The organism is Cytobacillus oceanisediminis 2691 (genome assembly GCF_000294775.2).
GTDB lineage: Bacteria > Bacillota > Bacilli > Bacillales > Cytobacillaceae > Cytobacillus > Cytobacillus pseudoceanisediminis.
In genome coordinates, this window is the sequence record NZ_CP015506.1 from 1,454,349 (window position 1) to 1,472,518 (window position 18,170).

Here is an 18,170-nt window from a genome sequence, read left to right on the forward strand (position 1 = left end):
ATATCCTTTTCATTGCTTTTGTGCGATGCCAATAGTTTCCCTCATGAGAGATGCAAGAGTGGAAATAATAATAAGTGATTTACGATTAAAGGAGGTATTCAGCATGGGGCAAAACAGACAATTCAAGCCTGGCCAGAAAGCGCCTAATAATGGAATTTATATAGAAATTGGCGAAACGGGAAGTAACGTCAATAATCCTCAAATGCTTAAAATGAGAGCCGGGGATCAATTTCCGGAAACATCCAATCATAACCGGCTTTGGACGTATAAAAGAAAGCCTTGATTTTGATTAATGATAAAGAAGATGGGGAAATAGTATAAACAAAGTAGCCATCCCAATTGCGGATGGCTTTTTAGACTGAGAATAAACTGCTGGAAACTTTACATATGAAAAGATTGGATTATAATAAAATTAAAGGTCAAAAAAGGTCAAATAGGAGGTTGCACAGTGGATTTAAATCGGATGACAGAGCGGCTTCAGGAAGGGTTATTAAATGCACAGTCCATAGCAATACGCGAGCAGCATCAGGAAGTGGATGAAGCACATTTATTCCTGGCTTTAACGGGACAGGAAAACAGCCTGATATCATTATTACTGTCAAAAATGCAGATTCCGGCTAATTCTTTTAATAATAAAATGAAGGAAGCACTGAGGAAAAAACCGCAGGTGTCCGGCTCAGGAATGGATCAAGGAAAATTGTATATATCCGGTAAGCTGCAGCGGCTGCTGGCGGAAGCAGAAAATTATATGAAGATCTATCAGGATGAATTCATGTCAGTTGAGCATGTTTTCATGGCTGCTGCAGCAGCGGAAACCGAAACGGCAGCAGTTTTAAAGGCTTACGGAATCAATAAAGAAAAAGTGGAGCAGGCGATTAAGGAGATTAGGGGGAATCAGAGGGTGACATCGCAAAATCCGGAATCAACATATGAGGCTTTAAAAAAATATGGAAGAGATCTTGTTGCAGAGGTGAAACAGGGGAAAGTTGATCCTGTAATTGGCCGGGATAGTGAAATCAGGCATGTCATTCGCATCCTTTCAAGGAAAACCAAAAATAATCCAGTTTTAATAGGCGAACCTGGGGTAGGAAAGACAGCTATTGTCGAAGGATTGGCACAAAGAATAGTACGTAAAGATGTGCCTGAGGGCCTTAAGGATAAAACCATTTTTGCCCTTGATATGAGCGCTTTAATTGCTGGAGCCAAATTCCGGGGGGAATTCGAGGAAAGACTGAAAGCTGTATTAAATGAGGTTAAGAAAAGCGAAGGCAGAATTCTTCTTTTTATTGATGAACTTCATACCATTGTTGGAGCGGGCAAGACAGAAGGAGCAATGGATGCAGGGAATATGCTGAAGCCTATGCTTGCAAGAGGTGAATTGCACTGTATAGGAGCTACCACTCTTGAGGAACACCGCAAATATATCGAAAAGGATCCAGCCCTGGAACGGCGTTTTCAGCAGGTATTAGTGCAGGAGCCGGATGTAGAGGATACAATCTCAATTCTCAGAGGACTGAAGGAGCGCTTTGAAATCCATCATGGAGTCAATATCCACGATCGGGCTATAGTGGCTGCCGCAACCTTGTCAGACAGATATATTACTGACCGGTTCCTTCCTGATAAAGCGATTGACCTGGTTGACGAAGCTTGTGCCATGATCAGGACGGAAATCGATTCAATGCCATCGGAGTTGGATGAAGTTACAAGAAGAGTCATGCAGCTTGAGATAGAAGAAGCAGCTTTACGAAAAGAGAGTGATGAAGGAAGCAAGCAGAGGCTTGCAGACCTGCAAAAGGAACTGGCTGAATTAAAAGACCAGGCTAACAGCATGAAAGCAAAATGGCAGCTTGAAAAAGAAGGAATCCAGAAAGTTCAGGAAAAACGGGAGCAGCTTGAGAAAATACGCCGTGAACTGGAAGAAGCAGAAAATAATTATGACTTGAATAAAGCTGCAGAACTGCGCCATGGAAGAATCCCTTCTTTGGAAAGGGAGTTGAAAGATCTTGAAAGTGCTGTTAACGAGAATCAAGGGGAAAGGCTGCTGAGAGAGGAAGTAACAGAAGAAGAAATTGCCGGCATTGTGGCAAGGTGGACAGGTATTCCAGTAGTTAAACTTGTTGAAGGAGAACGCGAAAAGCTGCTTCGTCTTGAAAGCATTCTTCACAAAAGAGTGATTGGCCAGGATGAAGCTGTCCAGCTTGTGTCAGATGCTGTCCTTAGGGCAAGGGCAGGAATTAAAGATCCTAACCGCCCTATTGGCTCCTTCATCTTCCTGGGCCCTACTGGGGTAGGAAAAACAGAATTGGCAAAGGCACTTGCACAGTCACTATTCGATAGTGAAGAACAAATAATCCGAATTGATATGTCCGAATATATGGAAAAACATGCTGTATCAAGATTGATTGGTGCTCCTCCGGGGTATGTAGGATATGAGGAAGGCGGTCAGCTGACAGAAGCTGTCAGAAGGAAGCCATACTCAGTAATCCTGCTTGATGAAATTGAAAAAGCCCATCCTGAAGTATTCAATATCCTTCTGCAGATGCTTGATGATGGAAGAATCACTGACTCACAGGGCCGTACGGTTGATTTTAAAAATACGGTTATCATTATGACTTCCAATATCGGCTCCCATTTTCTTTTGGAACGTTCTTCTGGTGAAGAAGATATATCTGAAGAAACAAGAGAAACTGTCCTTGGACAGCTGCGGAGCCATTTCCGTCCAGAGTTTCTGAACAGAGTGGACGAAATTATTCTGTTTAAGCCTTTGGCTCTTAATGAAATAAAGAGTATCGTTTTAAAATTAATTACTCAGCTTCAAGCAAGATTATCCGATCAGCATATTAAGTTGAGTATAAATGATAATGCCAAAGAATATATTGCAGAAAACGGATTTGATCCCATCTATGGAGCCAGGCCGCTCAAGCGTTTTATCCAAAGGAACGTTGAAACAGCACTCGCCCGCAAAATAATCGCAGGTGAAATTAAGGATTACAGTGAAGTTGTCATATCCGCAGATAACGGCAAAATGGAACTGCTGGTAAAATAGGGAACAAATGAAAAGAATCATCCTGAATCAATCAGGATGACTCTTTTCATTTCCTGCATAAGCAGCAGATTAATGAAGTCCTTCTTTCTCAACAGGACCTTCAGGAATGATGGAAGCGACAACAAAAATTAAAACACTTGTCCCAACCGCCAGAATGGAGCCGGTTACAAAATCGTATGGCGCTCCTAGCATTGAAGAAACTACGTACGTTAACATTTGAACAAGAAGGAAAGTCCAGAAGAATGTCCAAAAGAATCTCATCTATTTCACCTCTAACATAATTAATCCCTTTTCATATTAGCATAAGCTATTAAAGAAATAAATTTATTTTTACATCCTATACATGTACTTTTCAACTCTCTGATTGGATACAGCCTGCTTCATATTGAACTTGTCTAAAACTAGGCAAATCCCCCATTCATTTTAATTTTACTCACATACATTATTATGAACAAACTTGCAAAGGAGTTTTACTATGGAAAGCCGGAACTTCCAGCTGGATACAGAATGGTGCATGATTCATTACCCAGATAAACCTAGTGGTTTCGGTATCCTGATTATTGGGGATGATCGGCACTTTGTTGACAGAAACTGCAGTTTTTGGACTCAAAATGAAGGGAAATATTCATTAATTAAGAAGCTCAGGGAAGATGGCTATACGATTTTTTATTCAAATCTTTACGGGAGGCACTGGGGGAACGACCAGGCTGTTGATAAGGCTAAATGCTTGTATGAACATATTCTGCGAACGGAAATTATTAACGAAAAGATCCATATTATTGCTGAGGGCATGGGAGCATTGGTAGCCCTTAGATTATTGCATGAAATGAGCGATTTAATCCGTTCAGCTGTATTAATCAATCCCATCCTTTCACTAAAGCATCATCTCGAGCAGGAAAAAGAGCATAAGTTTTTTTACAAGAAACTATTAAAAGAACTGGCAGTTTCATATGAAATAGAAACGGATAAAATAGCGGATCTGCTCAGCAGGCATGAAAAAAACCTTACAACGGGCCTTAAAGTGCCAGTCAGAATCATACAGGTACTGGCGGGCGGAAGAGCTTACAAGCAATCAGATTATTTAAAGAAACGATCAATACAATGGGAAAATGAAAATAGCCCTATCTCTGTGTTTTATATCCTTCCAGATAAAAAACAGCGAATGTCTTCTCAAATGACTAACTTCTTTAGAAAATATGAAAAAGTTCTATAAAAACAGCTGCCATTCCGCAAAGAAATAAAGACAATCCCTGAAGCATAGTATACATTAATATGCTTCTAAGGAGGACTGAAAATGGACAGGGCAGTAATAGTAGGGACGTTTGAATTTATAGGATTCAGTCTGTGCAAGCACCTGCTTGAACAGGGCTGTGAGATAGATGGAATTCATTATAATAAGGAAAAAGAAGATGCTTTAATCAACGAAAAACGCCTTGCAATCGGACGGAATGCCAACTTCTATGAAAAAAACTATTCATCATGGATTAATTCTAAAAGAGAAATAATAAAAAATGATGTAATTTTTATAGATATATACGATTTATATATAAAGAATGAGCTTGCCTCTTTAAGGGAGAAGGAGCTTATTGAGGAATTTCTTATAAAAAATTTGGATGAATTCAAGGACCTGCAAGTGAAAATTGCATTCCTTTTCCCTATTCAGTGGCTTAAAGACATCAGCAGAACACACAGCAGCTTGGAAGATGCTATTGACATCCTTAGAGAAAACAACATTTCAGTTTCATGCTTTTACCTGCCTGTTATATACGGTCCTTGGCAGCCAAAGGAATTTAGTTTTCACCAGGCTCTTGCTAATATAAAAAGAGTAAAGATAAATGAAAGGGAATGGATACATGACGCTATTTTCATTGAGGATCTTATCTGTTTCTTATCGAATTGTTCAGATAAGCTTTTAGGAGAATCCTGCCTTTTAATGAGCAGCGTCACTGGGCATTGGCAAAAATGTGCAGATTACCTTTCACTTGTCTATAATAAAAATTGGGACAGTCCCGATCTGGCAAAAGGAAAAGTAATTGAAAAAGCGATTGTGTGTTCCGTGAAATACTCCGAAGGTCTTGAGAAGCAAAGAAGCCATATTCTTTCTATAGAGATCCCGGATGGTTTGTAAACTAGAAAAAAAACTTTTCAATTAACATACAGACAAGGTAGAATTGAATTAGTCTGGTAAAATAAACCGGTCATACCATTAGTATGAAGTGAAAGACAGAGAGGCGGAGAAAGAGGAGATGCATAAGACATTAGTGAAATTCGGGATCCTTCTTTTGTGCCTTCTTTTATTGGCCTCCTGCAGACAATCGATGTCTACAGGAAAACTTGAAAAAGCTGGATTATTAGTGCCCGATACCGTCAATGATCAGGTATGGGGGACGAAAGGCTATAAAGGCATGTTAAAGATTCAATCCCATTATAATGTGGAGGTTTATTATAAAGAGGGCATGAATTCTGAGATGGTTGTTGAAAGAGCTGTTAAAGAGTTTGATCAAAAAGGTGTAAACCTGATTTTTGGACATGGCAATGAATACGCGGCATACTTTAATAACATTTCAAAAAAATACCCTGACATTCATTTTGTCAGCTTTAATGGCGATGCCAAAAATGACAACACCACCAGCTTGAATTTTGAAGCCTATGCAATGGGATTCTTTGGCGGCATGGTTGCTGGCCATATGACGAAAACCAATAACATAGGAATACTCGCAGCTTTTGAATGGCAGCCGGAGGTAGAAGGTTTTTATCAAGGTGTAAGCGAAATTGATGAAGGTATAAACGTGCAAATCCAATATGTCGGCAACTGGGACAATGATAATAAAGCCATAGCTCTCTTGGACAAAATGATTGCCAATAAGACAGATGTTGTCTATCCAGCTGGAGATGGGTATAATGTTCCTGTCATCGAGAAACTAAAAGAGGAAGGGCTCTACGCCATCGGCTATATTTCCGACCAGTCTGATCTGGGTGAATCAGTCGTCCTGACCAGTACGGTTCAGCATGTCGATGTTTTGTATGAACTAGTGGCAAAAAAATTCAACGAAGGCGAACTGGAATCAGGAAATCTAACCTTTGATTTCGAGGATGAAGTTATTTCACTTGGGAAATTCAGCCCTGACGTCGACGAAGAATTCAAAAAAGAACTAAACGCTGCCATTGAGAATTACAAAAAAACAGGCAAACTGCCCAACGAGTAATTTTTATACATAGGAGGTACTACATGATGCAGCTAAACGAAAAAAATATGGAATTCATGCAAATCGCCATGAAATACCTGCCAGAAGCCAAACAGCAGCTTGACGAAGCAGGCATTGAACTATCCATGGAAATGATCCAGCCATTCATGAATCTATTTACCAAAGTCATGAACGAAGCCTACGAAATGGGCAAAGCGGATGCTTTGAAAGAGAGTGAGTGAACCAGCCTTTAGGCTGGTTTTTTGTTTGGGATCGTGAGAAAGGACAGCTGAGAAAAAAGGTTGGCGTGTTAGACAAAAAAGTCCGCGCCGAAATAGGAAGAAACCGCGCGCAAATCCAAAGGGCCCGCGCGAAAAGGAGGCGTGTGCGCGTAAACCAAGAAGATCCGCGCGCAAACCCAAAGAGCCCGCGCGAAAAGGAGCCGAGAGCGCGTAAGCCAAGAAAATCCGCGCGCAAAAGGCAGGAATCCGCGCCAAAATAGAAAGAAACCGCGCGCAAACCCAAAGAGCCCGCGCGAAAAGGAGGCGTGTGCGCGTAAACCAAGAAGATCCGGGCGCAAAAGGCAGGGGGTCGCGTCGAAATGGGAAGAAACCGCGCGCAAACCCAAAGAGCCCGCGCCAAAACGGTAAGGGCCATCCTCAAAATTTAAGTAATTCATGATAGAAAAGAGAATAGGTACCTAAAATCTACATATAAAACAAAGGATTATTCAATATCCATACCGAATTCATAACTTTGGAGATAATGTTCCAAAGGAGGTTTGCTATGTTAATGAAGCCTAGATCCAAGCCGTTAAGAATATTACAGCTGGAGGCGCTGCTGCGCAGATTGCCTGATTACCACAGGAAAAGGTCAGAAATAGAAGTAGATTATAGAAATGGGCTATTAGGTTTTAATGGAGAGAAGCAGCTGGATTATTATTTGAGTTTTCTCCCAGGTAAAGATTTTAGAATTTATAATGATCTTCGACTTATCCTTCATACTCCTTTTCAAATTGATTCCCTGCTTATTACTCCATTCTTCGCAGGAATAATTGAAGTCAAAAATTATTCTGGAACCCTATATTTTGAACCAATATCTGATCAAGTAATTCAAACACACGGCCAGAAGGAAAAAGTGATTCCTAATCCAGTTTCGCAGGTATTGCGTCAAGTGTCCCAATTTAAAGAATGGCTGTTGAAAGAGAAGTTTCCAGAAATGCCAATAGAGTATTTTGTCGTTATTGCTAATCCTGCTACCTATCTGAAAACAGAGAAAGAAAATAGCTCTATTTTGAAAAGAGTTGTTCATACTGAAAAAATAATTGATAGATTTACGGATGCCAAATCAAAATATAACAAACAAATACTATGGCCAAACGACATAAATAGACTGAATGAAAAGATTATGTGCAAAAATAGTCCTCTTGATAATGATATTTTAAATACTTACGGAATTAATCGAAAGGATTTACTAAGAGGTGTTCAATGTGATTCCTGCAAATCTTTTGCTGTTGTGAGGAAAGACGGACAATGGTGTTGTCTTAAATGTAAAATGATTTCAAGAACGAGTCATATGGAAGCAATAACAGATTATCTTTTGCTTTTTAATTCAAAGATAACAAATAAAGAATGCCGGGATTATTTAAATCTTGAATCCAGGCATACAGCATATAGGATATTAAAATCTTTAAATCTATCCGGTGATGGACCAGCTAAAAAAAGGATATATTCTAAAATAAACGGATAAGGTTTGCCCTGCCCCTACTTCTTCAAAAACATCTCCAGCAAAGGCCCTGCTTTTTTCAGCAATGGCTTTAACTGATGAGCAGAAGTCATGAGTGTATCAATGTTGCCCATTAGTTCCTCAAAGTTGATGTTATTCAGGATATTTTTTCCGTTTTCATTAGGGGGATCTTCCTTTTCATCGCTTTTTCTGCTTCTTCCGCCAAGCAGCCATTCATCGGCTTCATGTGCATTACTGCTCCTGTCCCCAAAAAGCCAGTCACCTTTTCCCTGAGCTTCTTCACTTTTTTCGAATTCTTTTTCAACTTCATCTGACTCATGTCTTCTTACTCTATCACCAAAAAGAAAATGGCTTAAAGGGTCTTCTGTATTTTTTTTGACTTTATCATCCTTATCAAACATATGTCATTCTCCTCCTTTCAGATGCCTATACAACAGCATATGAAGAAAAGTTAACTGGGTATAGACATTTGTGCAGTAATAAGTAAAGGACGGTAAAAAGTGTTGCGTTATTATATATACTTTTGATAAAATTAGTACCAAGTCATAATAATTGATAATAATATTAAAATAGAGAATGCTTATGGGTTTGTAAATATGAAAGGGAGTGGGACTCCATGAATGCTGGTATTATAGGAATCGGAAGATATCTTCCTGAAAAAGTGGTAACAAATGCAGATTTGGAGAAAATAGTTGATACTTCTGATGAATGGATTCGGACCAGGACTGGAATTGAGGAAAGAAGAATAGCGGACGATAGCATAGATACATCTGATATGGCCTATGAGTCAGCACTTAAAGCCTTGGAAAATGCAGGCATTGAAGCAGAGGATTTAGATCTTATTTTAGTTGCAACGGTTACACCGGATCATCCATTTCCATCTGTTGCATGCATGCTTCAGGAACGATTAAAAGCAAGCAAGGCGGCGGCAATGGATATTAGCGCTGCATGTGCAGGTTTTATGTATGGTATCATAACGGCAAAACAGTTTATTGAAACAGGGACATACAAACATGTATTAGTAGTAGGTGTTGAAAAGCTTTCAAAAGTTACAGACTGGAATGATCGTAATACAGCCGTATTATTTGGAGACGGAGCAGGTGCAGCTGTAATCGGGCCAGTCTCAGATGGCAGAGGAATATTATCCTTTGAATTAGGTGCAGATGGTACAGGAGCAAAACACCTATATCAGGATGAATATATCATTATGAATGGACGCGAAGTGTTCAAATTTGCGGTTCGCCAAATGGGTGAAAGCTGCATCAACGTACTTGATAAGGCTGGATTATCCAAAGAAGATGTAGATTTCCTAATTCCTCATCAGGCGAATATCCGCATTATGGAAGCTTCCCGCCAAAGATTGGAACTCCCGGTTGAGAAGATGTCGAAAACAGTGGATAAATACGGAAATACTTCTGCTTCATCTATTCCAATTGCATTGGTGGAAGAACTGGAAGCGGGTAAAATTAAAGATGATGATTTGCTCGTGATGGTCGGCTTCGGCGGAGGGCTAACTTGGGGAGCCATTGCGATGAGATGGGGAAGATAAGATACCTCATTTTAAATATGATGATAATTTAAAAGGAGCTGCATCAAAATGAATAAAAGAAGAGTTGTCGTTACAGGCATCGGAGCTGTAACACCGCTTGGAAATAATACAGAGACGACATGGAACAATATTAAATCAGGGGTTTCGGGTGTTGGTCCTCTGACTAGATTAAATGCAGATGAATATCCGGCTAAGGTAGCTGCTGAGGTAAAGGATTTCAATCCCGAAGAATATATTGACAAAAAAGATGCCAGAAAAATGGACCGCTTCACACACTATGCTGTTGCTTCAGCCTTTATGGCTGTAAAGGATGCGAACCTTCAGATCACAGATGAAAATGCGCATCGGATCGGTGTTTGGATTGGTTCAGGCATTGGCGGTATGGAAACTTTTGAAAATCAATATGAGACATTTATGAAACGCGGGTACAGAAGGGTGAGCCCCTTCTTCGTTCCAATGATGATTCCGGATATGGCAACGGGTCAGGTCTCCATTTACTTAGGGGCGAAAGGGTTTAACTCTTGTACTGTAACTGCATGTGCCACTGGTACAAACTCAATTGGCGATGCCTTTAAGGTTATTCAGCGCGGCGATGCCGATGCGATGATCTCCGGGGGAGCAGAAGCGCCAATCACAAAAATGTCTGTGGCTGGATTTTGTGCCAACACTGCGCTTTCAACCAATCCAGATCCAAAAACAGCAAGCCGTCCATTTGATCAAAATCGTGATGGATTTGTTATTGGAGAAGGTGCAGGGATTGTCGTACTTGAAGAATTGGAGCATGCACTTGCCCGCGGCGCAAAAATTTATGCTGAAATCGTCGGCTATGGCGCTACCGGGGATGCTTATCATATCACTGCACCTGCTCCAGGCGGAGAAGGCGGAGCAAGAGCCATGAAAATGGCGATTGAAGACGGCGGCTTAAAGCCGGAAGATATTGATTATATTAATGCCCATGGTACAAGTACAGATTATAATGATAAATTTGAAACATTGGCAATAAAAGAGGTGTTCGGGGAGCATGCTTATAAATTGGCAGTAAGCTCGACTAAATCCATGACGGGACATCTTCTGGGAGCTGCAGGCGGAATTGAAGCCATTTTCACAGTTCTGGCTATGAAGGAAGGGATCCTGCCGCCGACCATTAATCTTGAAAACCCGGATCCTGAATGTGATCTGGATTATGTTCCAAATAAGGCAAGGGAAAAAGAAATAACAGCTGCAATGAGCAATTCCCTTGGCTTTGGCGGCCACAATGCAACCATCGTCTTTAAAAGATATGAATAAAAACTAAACCAGAGCCGATTCAATGGAAGATGAACCTCCTTTGAATCGGCTTTTTATTTTGAAGAACAAAATGCTGCCGCATACATAAAATTTATTAACTATCGAATAAATGGAGGTGGGAAAATGGGATAGTCAAAACAGATTTATGGCTCGAAGAAAGTTTTAATGAACCGCTTAAAATATGTGAAAAACTTATAGGACCCTTTAATGATCATAACCCCCAAAAAATATACGAATACTTAATGGATTTCGGCATGTATAAACCTGACCGGTTCAGCAGGAATGATTTTAAGGAATTAAAAGAAAAAGAAACATGGAATCTAGCAGAAAAAATATACTTAAAGTATAGGAAGAAGTGGGGCGGTCCTAAAATTGATGTTTATATATTCCCGTCGGCAGGAGGAGGCCCTTTTTCGCGGCATTCCGGAAAATCGGGAGTTTCATTTGCGAATATGATCTTTCTGTTTCTTCCTTCTGATATAGGAGAGGACGAAATAGAGGCTTTATTTGTGCATGAATATCACCATGCTTGCAGAATTAACTCACAGAAAAAAACGCTTGAAGAATTTACGCTGCTAGATTCCATCATATTGGAAGGGCTTGCCGAACATGCGGTAGAAATTCACTGTGGCAAGAAATTCAGAGGGTCCTGGTGCAGCAGATACTCAAAAGATGAAATCAGGAATTTCTGGGATAAATTGATTAAAATTCATCTGAAATTAAAAAAGAATGAGAGGCTTCATCAGAAGATACTGTATGGTGAAAGACCCTACCCTCCATTACTTGGTTATGCTGCTGGCTACGAAATTGTAAGGGGATTTAGAGAGAAAAAAAGTTTTTCTACAAAACTATCTTTTAGTGCGCCATCCGAATATTTTGTGGATCAAACTTTATATAAACTGGAGTCGTAATCGCTTTAAAGCCCTAAAATGTGGGCTTTTTTTTTAGTGGAGGAAAATGAATCTTAACAAATTTTAAAAAAATCTTGCAATTGTAATAACTTTGTAATAATATTTTAGACAAATAGAATGAATTAACAGAATAATTCGAAAAGGTAAGAGGTGTCCTATGAGCGCAAATCCCCGTCAACATAAAGACGCACCATTACTAGAGGTGAAGAATTTAGAAACGGCTTTTTCCATAGATGGTACATACTATAATGCAGTTGATAATGTTTCTTTTAGAGTTAAGCCTAGACAAATAGTTGGAATCGTAGGAGAGTCGGGCTGCGGTAAATCTGTAATGAGCCTCTCTGTCATGAAGCTCCTGCCTAAAGGAATTGGCCAAATCCGAAATGGAGAAATCATCTTTGACGGTATTCATTTGGAGAAGATGACAGATTCAGAGATTAATAAAATCAGGGGAAAAGACATCGCAATGATTTTCCAGGAGCCTATGACTTCTTTAAATCCTGTTTTTTCTATTGGGTTCCAGCTGCAGGAAGTATTATTCAATCATATGAAAATCTCCAAAAAAGAAGCGCGGCTTAAGAGTATCGCACTTCTAAAAAGTGTGGGAATATCAAGGCCTGAAAAAATTGTAGATGAATATCCGCATCAGCTTTCAGGAGGTATGAGGCAAAGGGTCATGATCGCCATCGCCATTGCCTGCCAGCCGAAGCTATTGATCGCCGATGAGCCGACAACTGCTCTGGATGTTACTGTACAAGCCCAAATTCTTGAGCTTTTAAAAGAAATCCAGGAAGTCAACGATATGTCCGTCATTCTGATTACTCATGACCTGGGTGTTGTGGCCGAGATGTGTGATGAGGTCATTGTTATGTATGCAGGAAAGATAGCAGAACGGACTGATGTAGATTCCTTATTTCACAATCCAAAACATCCTTATACTCAGCTCCTGATGGGAGCTATTCCGAAAATGGATGAAGAAGTGGAAAAGCTAAGCACAATAAAAGGAATTGTGCCTTCATTAAAAAATATGCCTAAAACAGGGTGCAAATTTGCGGCGCGCTGCCCTAAGGCAATGCCTGAATGCCTGACTGTTACACCTCGATTGGCAGAAAATGAAGCAGGACATGAGGTTGCCTGTCTGCTTTACGAGACAAGCCAGCCGAAACAAGAGGTGAACGCATGATGAGTACAGAGCATAATAACACAGCTGTTTTAAAAAAGGATAAAAGCAGCAATGAAGTGCTTTTAGAGGTTAAGAACTTAAAGACTTACTATCCAATAAAAGGCGGAATCCTTAGAAAGACTGTGGCGGTCGTTAAGGCTGTCGACGATATTTCCTTTGAAATTAAGAAAGGGGAGACGCTGGGGCTGGTGGGGGAATCAGGCTGCGGAAAATCAACCGCAGGCAGAACGATCCTCAGACTTCTAGAACCAACAGACGGACAAATCATATTTGACGGACAGGATATCACAAATGTAAGAGGAACCAGTCTAAGGAAAATCCGCCAGGACTTCCAGATGGTTTTCCAGGATCCTTATGCATCATTAAATCCCACGATGATGGTTGGGCATCTTGTGTCAGAGCCCATCAGGAACTATAACAGCAAATCCGAAAAAGAACTTAAGCCGGAAGTAATGGATCTTCTTGCGAAAGTGGGGCTGCCTGAAGATGCTTACTATAAATACCCGCATGAGTTTTCCGGCGGGCAAAGACAGCGTATCGGAATCGCAAGGGCACTGGCTTTAAGACCAAAGCTCATTATTGCGGATGAGCCTGTTTCCGCCCTGGATGTATCGGTCCAATCTCAGGTATTGAATCTGCTGAAAGAGCTTCAGGATGAATTTGATCTTACTTTCTTATTTATAGCCCACGATTTGAGTGTAGTTAAACATATGAGTGACCGGATTGGGGTTATGTATCTTGGTGGCCTTGTAGAAGTCGCTGAAAAGGACAGCCTCTATGCAGAGCCTTTGCATCCTTATACTCAAGCTCTAATCTCTGCGATCCCGGAACCGGATCCGCGCAAGAAAAAGGAAAGAATTATTTTAGAGGGGGATGTGCCAAGCCCGATTGATCCTCCAAAAGGATGTACCTTCCATCCGCGCTGCGCGCATGCAATGCCGGAGTGCCAAAGTGTAAAACCGCACTTAAAGGAGGTGAAGCCTGGGCATAGAGTCGCTTGTCACTTATATAAATAAGGCTTTGTCAAAAAATATTTTTCGGGGGGAAACTAATGAAGAAATCAGCATTTTGGCTGCTATCACTTCTGCTGGTCATGTCTGTATTCCTGGCAGCATGTTCTGGCGGCGGAGAGAAAGCCAGCACTGAAAAGGAACCAAAAGATGATGGGAAAGCATCAGGAGAAGCTCAAGAGGGTGGAACAGTAACATTCGGTTACACTCAGCCATTTAAAGGTGTTTTATCTTATGCTTATTACGAGGGTGAAGATGATGTCAATGCCCTTCAGTTTATGCATGAAGGCTTGCTCAAAGTAAATGATGAGCTTATATCTGAACCGAATCTGGCAGATTATGAGTTATCTGAAGACAATACTAAATTAACTTTCAAGCTTAAGCAAGGAGTTAAATGGCATGATGGTGAAGAATTAACAGCAGAAGATATGGAATTTGCATGGTATTTAATTGCTGATCCAACTTATGAAGGTGCACGTTTTGCTAACGTAGCAATGATCAAAGGTGCTCAAGAATATAAAGACGGAAAAGCTGAGTCAATTGAAGGGATCAAGGTAGTTGATGATTATACAATTGAAGTGACAGTAACTGAGCCTTCTGTTAACTTATTGGAAAATATTTGGGTTTATCCTGAGCCAAAGCACCATTACGGGGATATTTCTTCTAAAGAGCTTCCGGACTCAGATCAAATCCGTAAAACTCCAATCGGTGTAGGGCCTTTTAAGGTGAAAAACATCGTACCTGGTGAAATGGTTGAATTTGAGCGTTTTGATGATTACTGGCAAGGACCAGCTAAATTGGATGGTGTAGTTTACAAAATTATTGATGGTTCTCTTGCGCAAGGTTTAGTGCAAAACGGAGAAATCGATGTTATTGAAGCTCCAAAAGATCAGTGGGAAGCTATTAAAGCTCTTGACAATGTAAATCCAGTAGAAGCAGATGCCATGTCTTACAGCTATATCGCTTTTGACTGGGGTCATTATGACACTAAAAAAGGTGTAGTAGTTTCTGATAACAAGAAATTCCAGAACAAATCCCTTCGCCATGCTATGGCACACGCAATTGACCGTCAGGCATTTATCGATGGCTTTGCAAACGGATTAGGAAAACCATTAAACACTCCTTTCCCATCAGTATCTTGGGCAAAAATTGATGATTCAGAACTCAATCAGTATGAGTATGATCCAGAGAAAGCAAAGAAATTACTTGACGAAGCAGGCTATGTAGATAAAGACGGCGACGGCTTCCGTGAAGATCCAGAAGGCAAGCCATTTACAATTAATTTTGATGCAATGGCAGGCGCTGAAACTTCAGAAGCCCGTGCTCAATTCATCCTTCAATCCTGGCAGGAAGTTGGCTTAAATGCTAAGCTAAACGGCGGTTCATTAAAAGATTTCAACCTATTCTATGACACTATTGAAGCAGATGACCCATCTGTTGAAACATTCATGGGTGCTTGGGGACTTGCTAATGATCCAGATCCAGCTGGAATCTGGTTATCTACTGACAAGTGGAACATGTGGAGATGGTACAGTGAAAAGTCTGATGAGCTAATCAAGAAAGGGGTATCTTTCCCTGAAGATGCTAGTAAAGATGTAACTGAACACCGTCAGGAAGTCTACAACGAATGGCAAAAGCTTGTTAACGAAGAATTGCCGATCATTTTCTTCGAGCAGCGTGTAGATCCATGGGCGATCAACAAGCGTGTTGGCGGAGTGAAAGTAACTCCATTTGGAACTGATGAGTTCCACAAGTGGCACATTGTAGAGTAATAGGGTAAAAGGAACCTGTATTCCTTGGGGGGATTTTGTTCTCCCAAGGAATACAAGTTTAACCAGCGAATAAATTTTTGTTTGGTAAGGGGAATGGAAATGCTACAGTACACAATTCGACGACTCATAGGTATGATTCCAATAATTTTCCTTATCTCAGTAGTGGTTTTCACCCTCGCAAAGCTTATGCCTGGTGATGCCCTATCTGGAAAAATTGACCCATTAAACTCAGATCCGGAGTATATTGAAGAAATGCGTGAGCAGATGGGATTGAATGATCCTATTCCTGTGCAGTATGTCCGCTGGATGAGTGGTGTGGTCCAAGGAGATTTTGGAGATTCATTTGTTCATAAGCGCCCGGTTATGGAATTAATTGGTGACCGTTTGCCGAACACGATCATTTTAGGAATATCAGCTCTTTTAATTACTTATTTATTAGCCTTTTTAATGGGAAGATACTCTGGGCGATTTGCCTATAGCATGGGAGATTATTTAATATCAGCCTTTAACTATCTAGCACTTGCAATTCCCAGCTTTGTTGCAGCTTTGGTTGCCATTTATATTTTTGCCATCAATCTTGGATGGGTTCCAGCCAGTGGAAGTATCGGCAGCGGGGTAGAAGCGGGAACACTGGAATATTATTTAAGTAAAGCAAAACATACAGTATTGCCGGCTATTGTCCTGGGAGCCATGGCTACAGCCGCTTACACACAGTTCTTGAGAAATGATATGATCGAAAGCTCTCGCAAGGATTATGTTCGTACAGCAAGAGCTAAAGGTACGAAAGAATCTGCGATTTATAATAAGCACATTCTAAGAAACTCAATCATACCTATTGTTACATTACTTGGATTCGATATTGCCAATCTTTTTGGAGGGGCAATTATCACAGAAACCATTTTCACATACCCTGGCATCGGTTATTTATTCGTAGAATCAGTTAATGCACGTGATTATTCTGTCATGATGGCCATTGCCATGATGCTGACTATTTTGACCCTGATTGGAAATTTAGTTGCAGATTTACTATATGGTCTAGTAGATCCGCGTATTCGTTTAAGTTAGGTAGGTGGGAGTATGGAACCATCAATATCACAGCAAACTTCGCCAGGTTTAGCAGAACCTGTTAAACCTCCGAAGAGTCAATCACCATGGGCTCTCGCCCGCCGCAAGTTTTTGCGCAATAAAGTAGCAATGGTCAGTCTGGTCTTCCTGCTGCTGGTCTGTGCAATGTCCATATTGGCTGAGCCGCTAACTATGCCAGTTGAGGAGACAGCTAAGATCAATTTAACACAAATGAGTAAAGAACCATCTGCTGAACACTACTTTGGCACTGACAAGTCAGGCAGAGACGTCTTTGCCAGAACTCTGCACGGCGGCAAGACTTCACTCTTGCTTGCATTCTCTATCACGCTAGCTGTTATTACTATTGGTACTCTTGTTGGTGCTACTGCGGGGTATTTTGGCGGCTGGGTCGATAATGCCCTAATGAGATTTACAGACTTTATGATGAACTTCCCATTCCTGCTATTTGTTATCGTATTAAAATCAATTTTTATCGAATCAAGTACAGGAACCCTTATATTCGTAATAAGTGTACTCAGCTGGACAGGAACTGCCCGTCTTGTGCGAAGCAAGGTCATGGCTGAGAAGGAAAATGAATATATTATGAGTGCGGTTTCCATCGGATGCTCTGCACCAAAGACCATTTTTAAACACTTGCTGCCGAATGTAATGTCAACCATTATCGTTCAGGCAACCATTACACTGGCAGCGATGATTGTAGCTGAAACAGGCCTAAGCTTCTTGGGATTCGGTGTTCCGATCAACATTCCTACGTGGGGGAATATGCTTCAGGAAGCAAGAAGTCCGGATGTTTTAACCAGTAAGTGGTGGATATGGATTCCGCCAGCTGCGGTTTTAACATTTACAATCCTATCGATCAACTTCATTGGAGAAGGCTTAAAAGATGCCTTCAATCCTAAATCCAACAGATAGTTAAGAAACGCCTATTTCAGGCGTTTTTTTGTTTTTTTCAGGCTAATAGCTTGTACATATCCGAACAGCTTCCTTCATATACATGTAAAAAAAGACTGGGAGTGAGTTTATGGCAGCATTAAGACCTTTTGGGACTCACGCATATAGTAAAGAAAATGTTATTTAGGGCATTTTGGCTTTTAACTGGTTTTGGGATTTCTGTTTCAGGAGGAGTCAGTGTAATAGGGTATTTAAATTTGCTTACAACTGGACATACCTTCAAAGAATATCTCTATTTTATTATCTCGCGTCCAGAATGTTATTTGCTTCCGATCGGTATTATTATTATAACTTTAAGCATATATTTTCCTTATTCAAGTGTGAATGAATAAAGGGAAGGTATTTATTCAGCAATGTCATTACAAAATTTATTACAAAAAATGGATTGCGAGTGCAATATAGGAATAAATTTACGGCCTACTGCCCATACTGAGTGACAAATAG

General features: G+C 40.6%; 17 protein-coding genes. 15 read left to right on the forward strand and 2 right to left on the reverse strand.

The features are described from left to right. Nucleotides 1–103: 103 nt before the first annotated feature. Complete coding sequence (locus A361_RS07435) at nt 104–283, forward strand: YjzC family protein (RefSeq protein ID WP_009331234.1); 180 nt, start codon at nt 104–106, stop codon at nt 281–283. A 165-nt stretch (nt 284–448) separates the two neighbouring features. Next, a complete protein-coding gene (clpB, locus tag A361_RS07440; protein ID WP_019381476.1) occupies nt 449–3,046 on the forward strand; it encodes an ATP-dependent chaperone ClpB in 2,598 nt (865 codons plus the stop codon). A gap of 69 nt (nt 3,047–3,115) precedes the next feature. On the opposite strand, the gene A361_RS07445 is transcribed toward clpB, so the two are convergent. Continuing rightward, nucleotides 3,116–3,307, reverse strand: a complete 192-nt coding sequence (locus A361_RS07445; protein WP_009331232.1) for a DUF2929 family protein — start codon at nt 3,305–3,307, stop codon at nt 3,116–3,118. Nucleotides 3,308–3,521: 214 nt separating this feature from the next. Between A361_RS07445 and A361_RS07450 the strand changes: the two genes are divergently transcribed. From A361_RS07450 to A361_RS07475, 5 genes are all read left to right on the forward strand, one after another. Next, nucleotides 3,522–4,259 carry a serine aminopeptidase domain-containing protein gene (locus tag A361_RS07450; protein ID WP_019381477.1) on the forward strand — a complete coding sequence of 246 codons (738 nt, stop codon included), beginning with the start codon at nt 3,522–3,524 and terminating at the stop codon, nt 4,257–4,259. A gap of 81 nt (nt 4,260–4,340) precedes the next feature. Then, nucleotides 4,341–5,174, forward strand: a complete 834-nt coding sequence (locus A361_RS07455; protein WP_019381478.1) for a hypothetical protein — start codon at nt 4,341–4,343, stop codon at nt 5,172–5,174. A 118-nt stretch (nt 5,175–5,292) separates the two neighbouring features. Next, entirely contained in the window at nt 5,293–6,252 is a 960-nt protein-coding gene (locus A361_RS07460) for a BMP family ABC transporter substrate-binding protein (RefSeq protein ID WP_019381479.1), read from the forward strand. A gap of 26 nt (nt 6,253–6,278) precedes the next feature. Beyond that, entirely contained in the window at nt 6,279–6,473 is a 195-nt protein-coding gene (locus tag A361_RS07465; RefSeq protein WP_009331228.1) for a ComZ family protein, read from the forward strand. A 607-nt stretch (nt 6,474–7,080) separates the two neighbouring features. After that, a complete protein-coding gene (locus tag A361_RS07475) occupies nt 7,081–7,980 on the forward strand; it encodes a nuclease-related domain-containing protein (protein ID WP_236888003.1) in 900 nt (299 codons plus the stop codon). Nucleotides 7,981–7,994: 14 nt separating this feature from the next. Here the strand turns inward: A361_RS07475 and A361_RS07480 are convergent, their stop codons facing one another. Beyond that, nucleotides 7,995–8,378 (reverse strand): hypothetical protein, encoded by a 384-nt coding sequence (locus A361_RS07480; protein WP_009331226.1) that lies wholly within the window; start codon nt 8,376–8,378, stop codon nt 7,995–7,997. Nucleotides 8,379–8,593: 215 nt separating this feature from the next. Between A361_RS07480 and A361_RS07485 the strand changes: the two genes are divergently transcribed. The 8 genes from A361_RS07485 (at nt 8,594) to opp4C (ending at nt 17,687) form a co-directional block, all read left to right on the forward strand. After that, a complete protein-coding gene (locus A361_RS07485; RefSeq protein ID WP_009331225.1) occupies nt 8,594–9,526 on the forward strand; it encodes a beta-ketoacyl-ACP synthase III in 933 nt (310 codons plus the stop codon). 48 nt (nt 9,527–9,574) lie between these two features. Continuing rightward, on the forward strand, nt 9,575–10,813 hold the full coding sequence (gene fabF / locus A361_RS07490) for a beta-ketoacyl-ACP synthase II (protein ID WP_009331224.1): 1,239 nt from the start codon (nt 9,575–9,577) through the stop codon (nt 10,811–10,813). A gap of 242 nt (nt 10,814–11,055) precedes the next feature. Next, on the forward strand, nt 11,056–11,724 hold the full coding sequence (locus A361_RS07495; RefSeq protein WP_051005554.1) for a DUF2268 domain-containing protein: 669 nt from the start codon (nt 11,056–11,058) through the stop codon (nt 11,722–11,724). A 157-nt stretch (nt 11,725–11,881) separates the two neighbouring features. After that, the gene (locus tag A361_RS07500; protein ID WP_009331222.1) at nt 11,882–12,907 is read left to right on the forward strand and encodes an ABC transporter ATP-binding protein; all 1,026 of its coding nucleotides are present in this window, start codon (nt 11,882–11,884) and stop codon (nt 12,905–12,907) included. Next, on the forward strand, nt 12,904–13,923 hold the full coding sequence (locus A361_RS07505) for an ABC transporter ATP-binding protein (protein WP_009331221.1): 1,020 nt from the start codon (nt 12,904–12,906) through the stop codon (nt 13,921–13,923). Before A361_RS07500 ends, A361_RS07505 begins: the two co-directional genes overlap by 4 nt. 35 nt (nt 13,924–13,958) lie before the next feature. After that, nucleotides 13,959–15,689: an oligopeptide ABC transporter substrate-binding protein gene (opp4A, locus tag A361_RS07510; protein ID WP_019381484.1), complete on the forward strand. Its 1,731-nt coding sequence runs from the start codon at nt 13,959–13,961 to the stop codon at nt 15,687–15,689. Between the two features lie 99 nt (nt 15,690–15,788). Continuing rightward, nucleotides 15,789–16,754 (forward strand): oligopeptide ABC transporter permease, encoded by a 966-nt coding sequence (opp4B, locus tag A361_RS07515; protein WP_019381485.1) that lies wholly within the window; start codon nt 15,789–15,791, stop codon nt 16,752–16,754. Nucleotides 16,755–16,766: 12 nt separating this feature from the next. Further along, nucleotides 16,767–17,687, forward strand: a complete 921-nt coding sequence (opp4C, locus tag A361_RS07520) for an oligopeptide ABC transporter permease (RefSeq protein WP_009331218.1) — start codon at nt 16,767–16,769, stop codon at nt 17,685–17,687. The last annotated feature ends 483 nt before the right edge of the window (nt 17,688–18,170 follow it).

Coding starts and splice junctions, on each gene's coding strand:
- A361_RS07455 (WP_019381478.1), top strand. CDS start 4,341: ATGGACAGGGCAGTAATAGTAGGGACGTTTGAATTTATAGGATTCAGT.
- A361_RS07465 (WP_009331228.1), top strand. CDS start 6,279: ATGCAGCTAAACGAAAAAAATATGGAATTCATGCAAATCGCCATGAAA.
- A361_RS07435 (WP_009331234.1), top strand. CDS start 104: ATGGGGCAAAACAGACAATTCAAGCCTGGCCAGAAAGCGCCTAATAAT.
- A361_RS07500 (WP_009331222.1), top strand. CDS start 11,882: ATGAGCGCAAATCCCCGTCAACATAAAGACGCACCATTACTAGAGGTG.
- fabF (WP_009331224.1), top strand. CDS start 9,575: ATGAATAAAAGAAGAGTTGTCGTTACAGGCATCGGAGCTGTAACACCG.
- A361_RS07445 (WP_009331232.1), bottom strand. CDS start 3,307: ATGAGATTCTTTTGGACATTCTTCTGGACTTTCCTTCTTGTTCAAATG.
- opp4B (WP_019381485.1), top strand. CDS start 15,789: ATGCTACAGTACACAATTCGACGACTCATAGGTATGATTCCAATAATT.
- A361_RS07480 (WP_009331226.1), bottom strand. CDS start 8,378: ATGTTTGATAAGGATGATAAAGTCAAAAAAAATACAGAAGACCCTTTA.
- opp4A (WP_019381484.1), top strand. CDS start 13,959: ATGAAGAAATCAGCATTTTGGCTGCTATCACTTCTGCTGGTCATGTCT.
- A361_RS07485 (WP_009331225.1), top strand. CDS start 8,594: ATGAATGCTGGTATTATAGGAATCGGAAGATATCTTCCTGAAAAAGTG.
- A361_RS07460 (WP_019381479.1), top strand. CDS start 5,293: ATGCATAAGACATTAGTGAAATTCGGGATCCTTCTTTTGTGCCTTCTT.
- opp4C (WP_009331218.1), top strand. CDS start 16,767: ATGGAACCATCAATATCACAGCAAACTTCGCCAGGTTTAGCAGAACCT.
- A361_RS07450 (WP_019381477.1), top strand. CDS start 3,522: ATGGAAAGCCGGAACTTCCAGCTGGATACAGAATGGTGCATGATTCAT.
- A361_RS07495 (WP_051005554.1), top strand. CDS start 11,056: ATGGATTTCGGCATGTATAAACCTGACCGGTTCAGCAGGAATGATTTT.
- A361_RS07505 (WP_009331221.1), top strand. CDS start 12,904: ATGATGAGTACAGAGCATAATAACACAGCTGTTTTAAAAAAGGATAAA.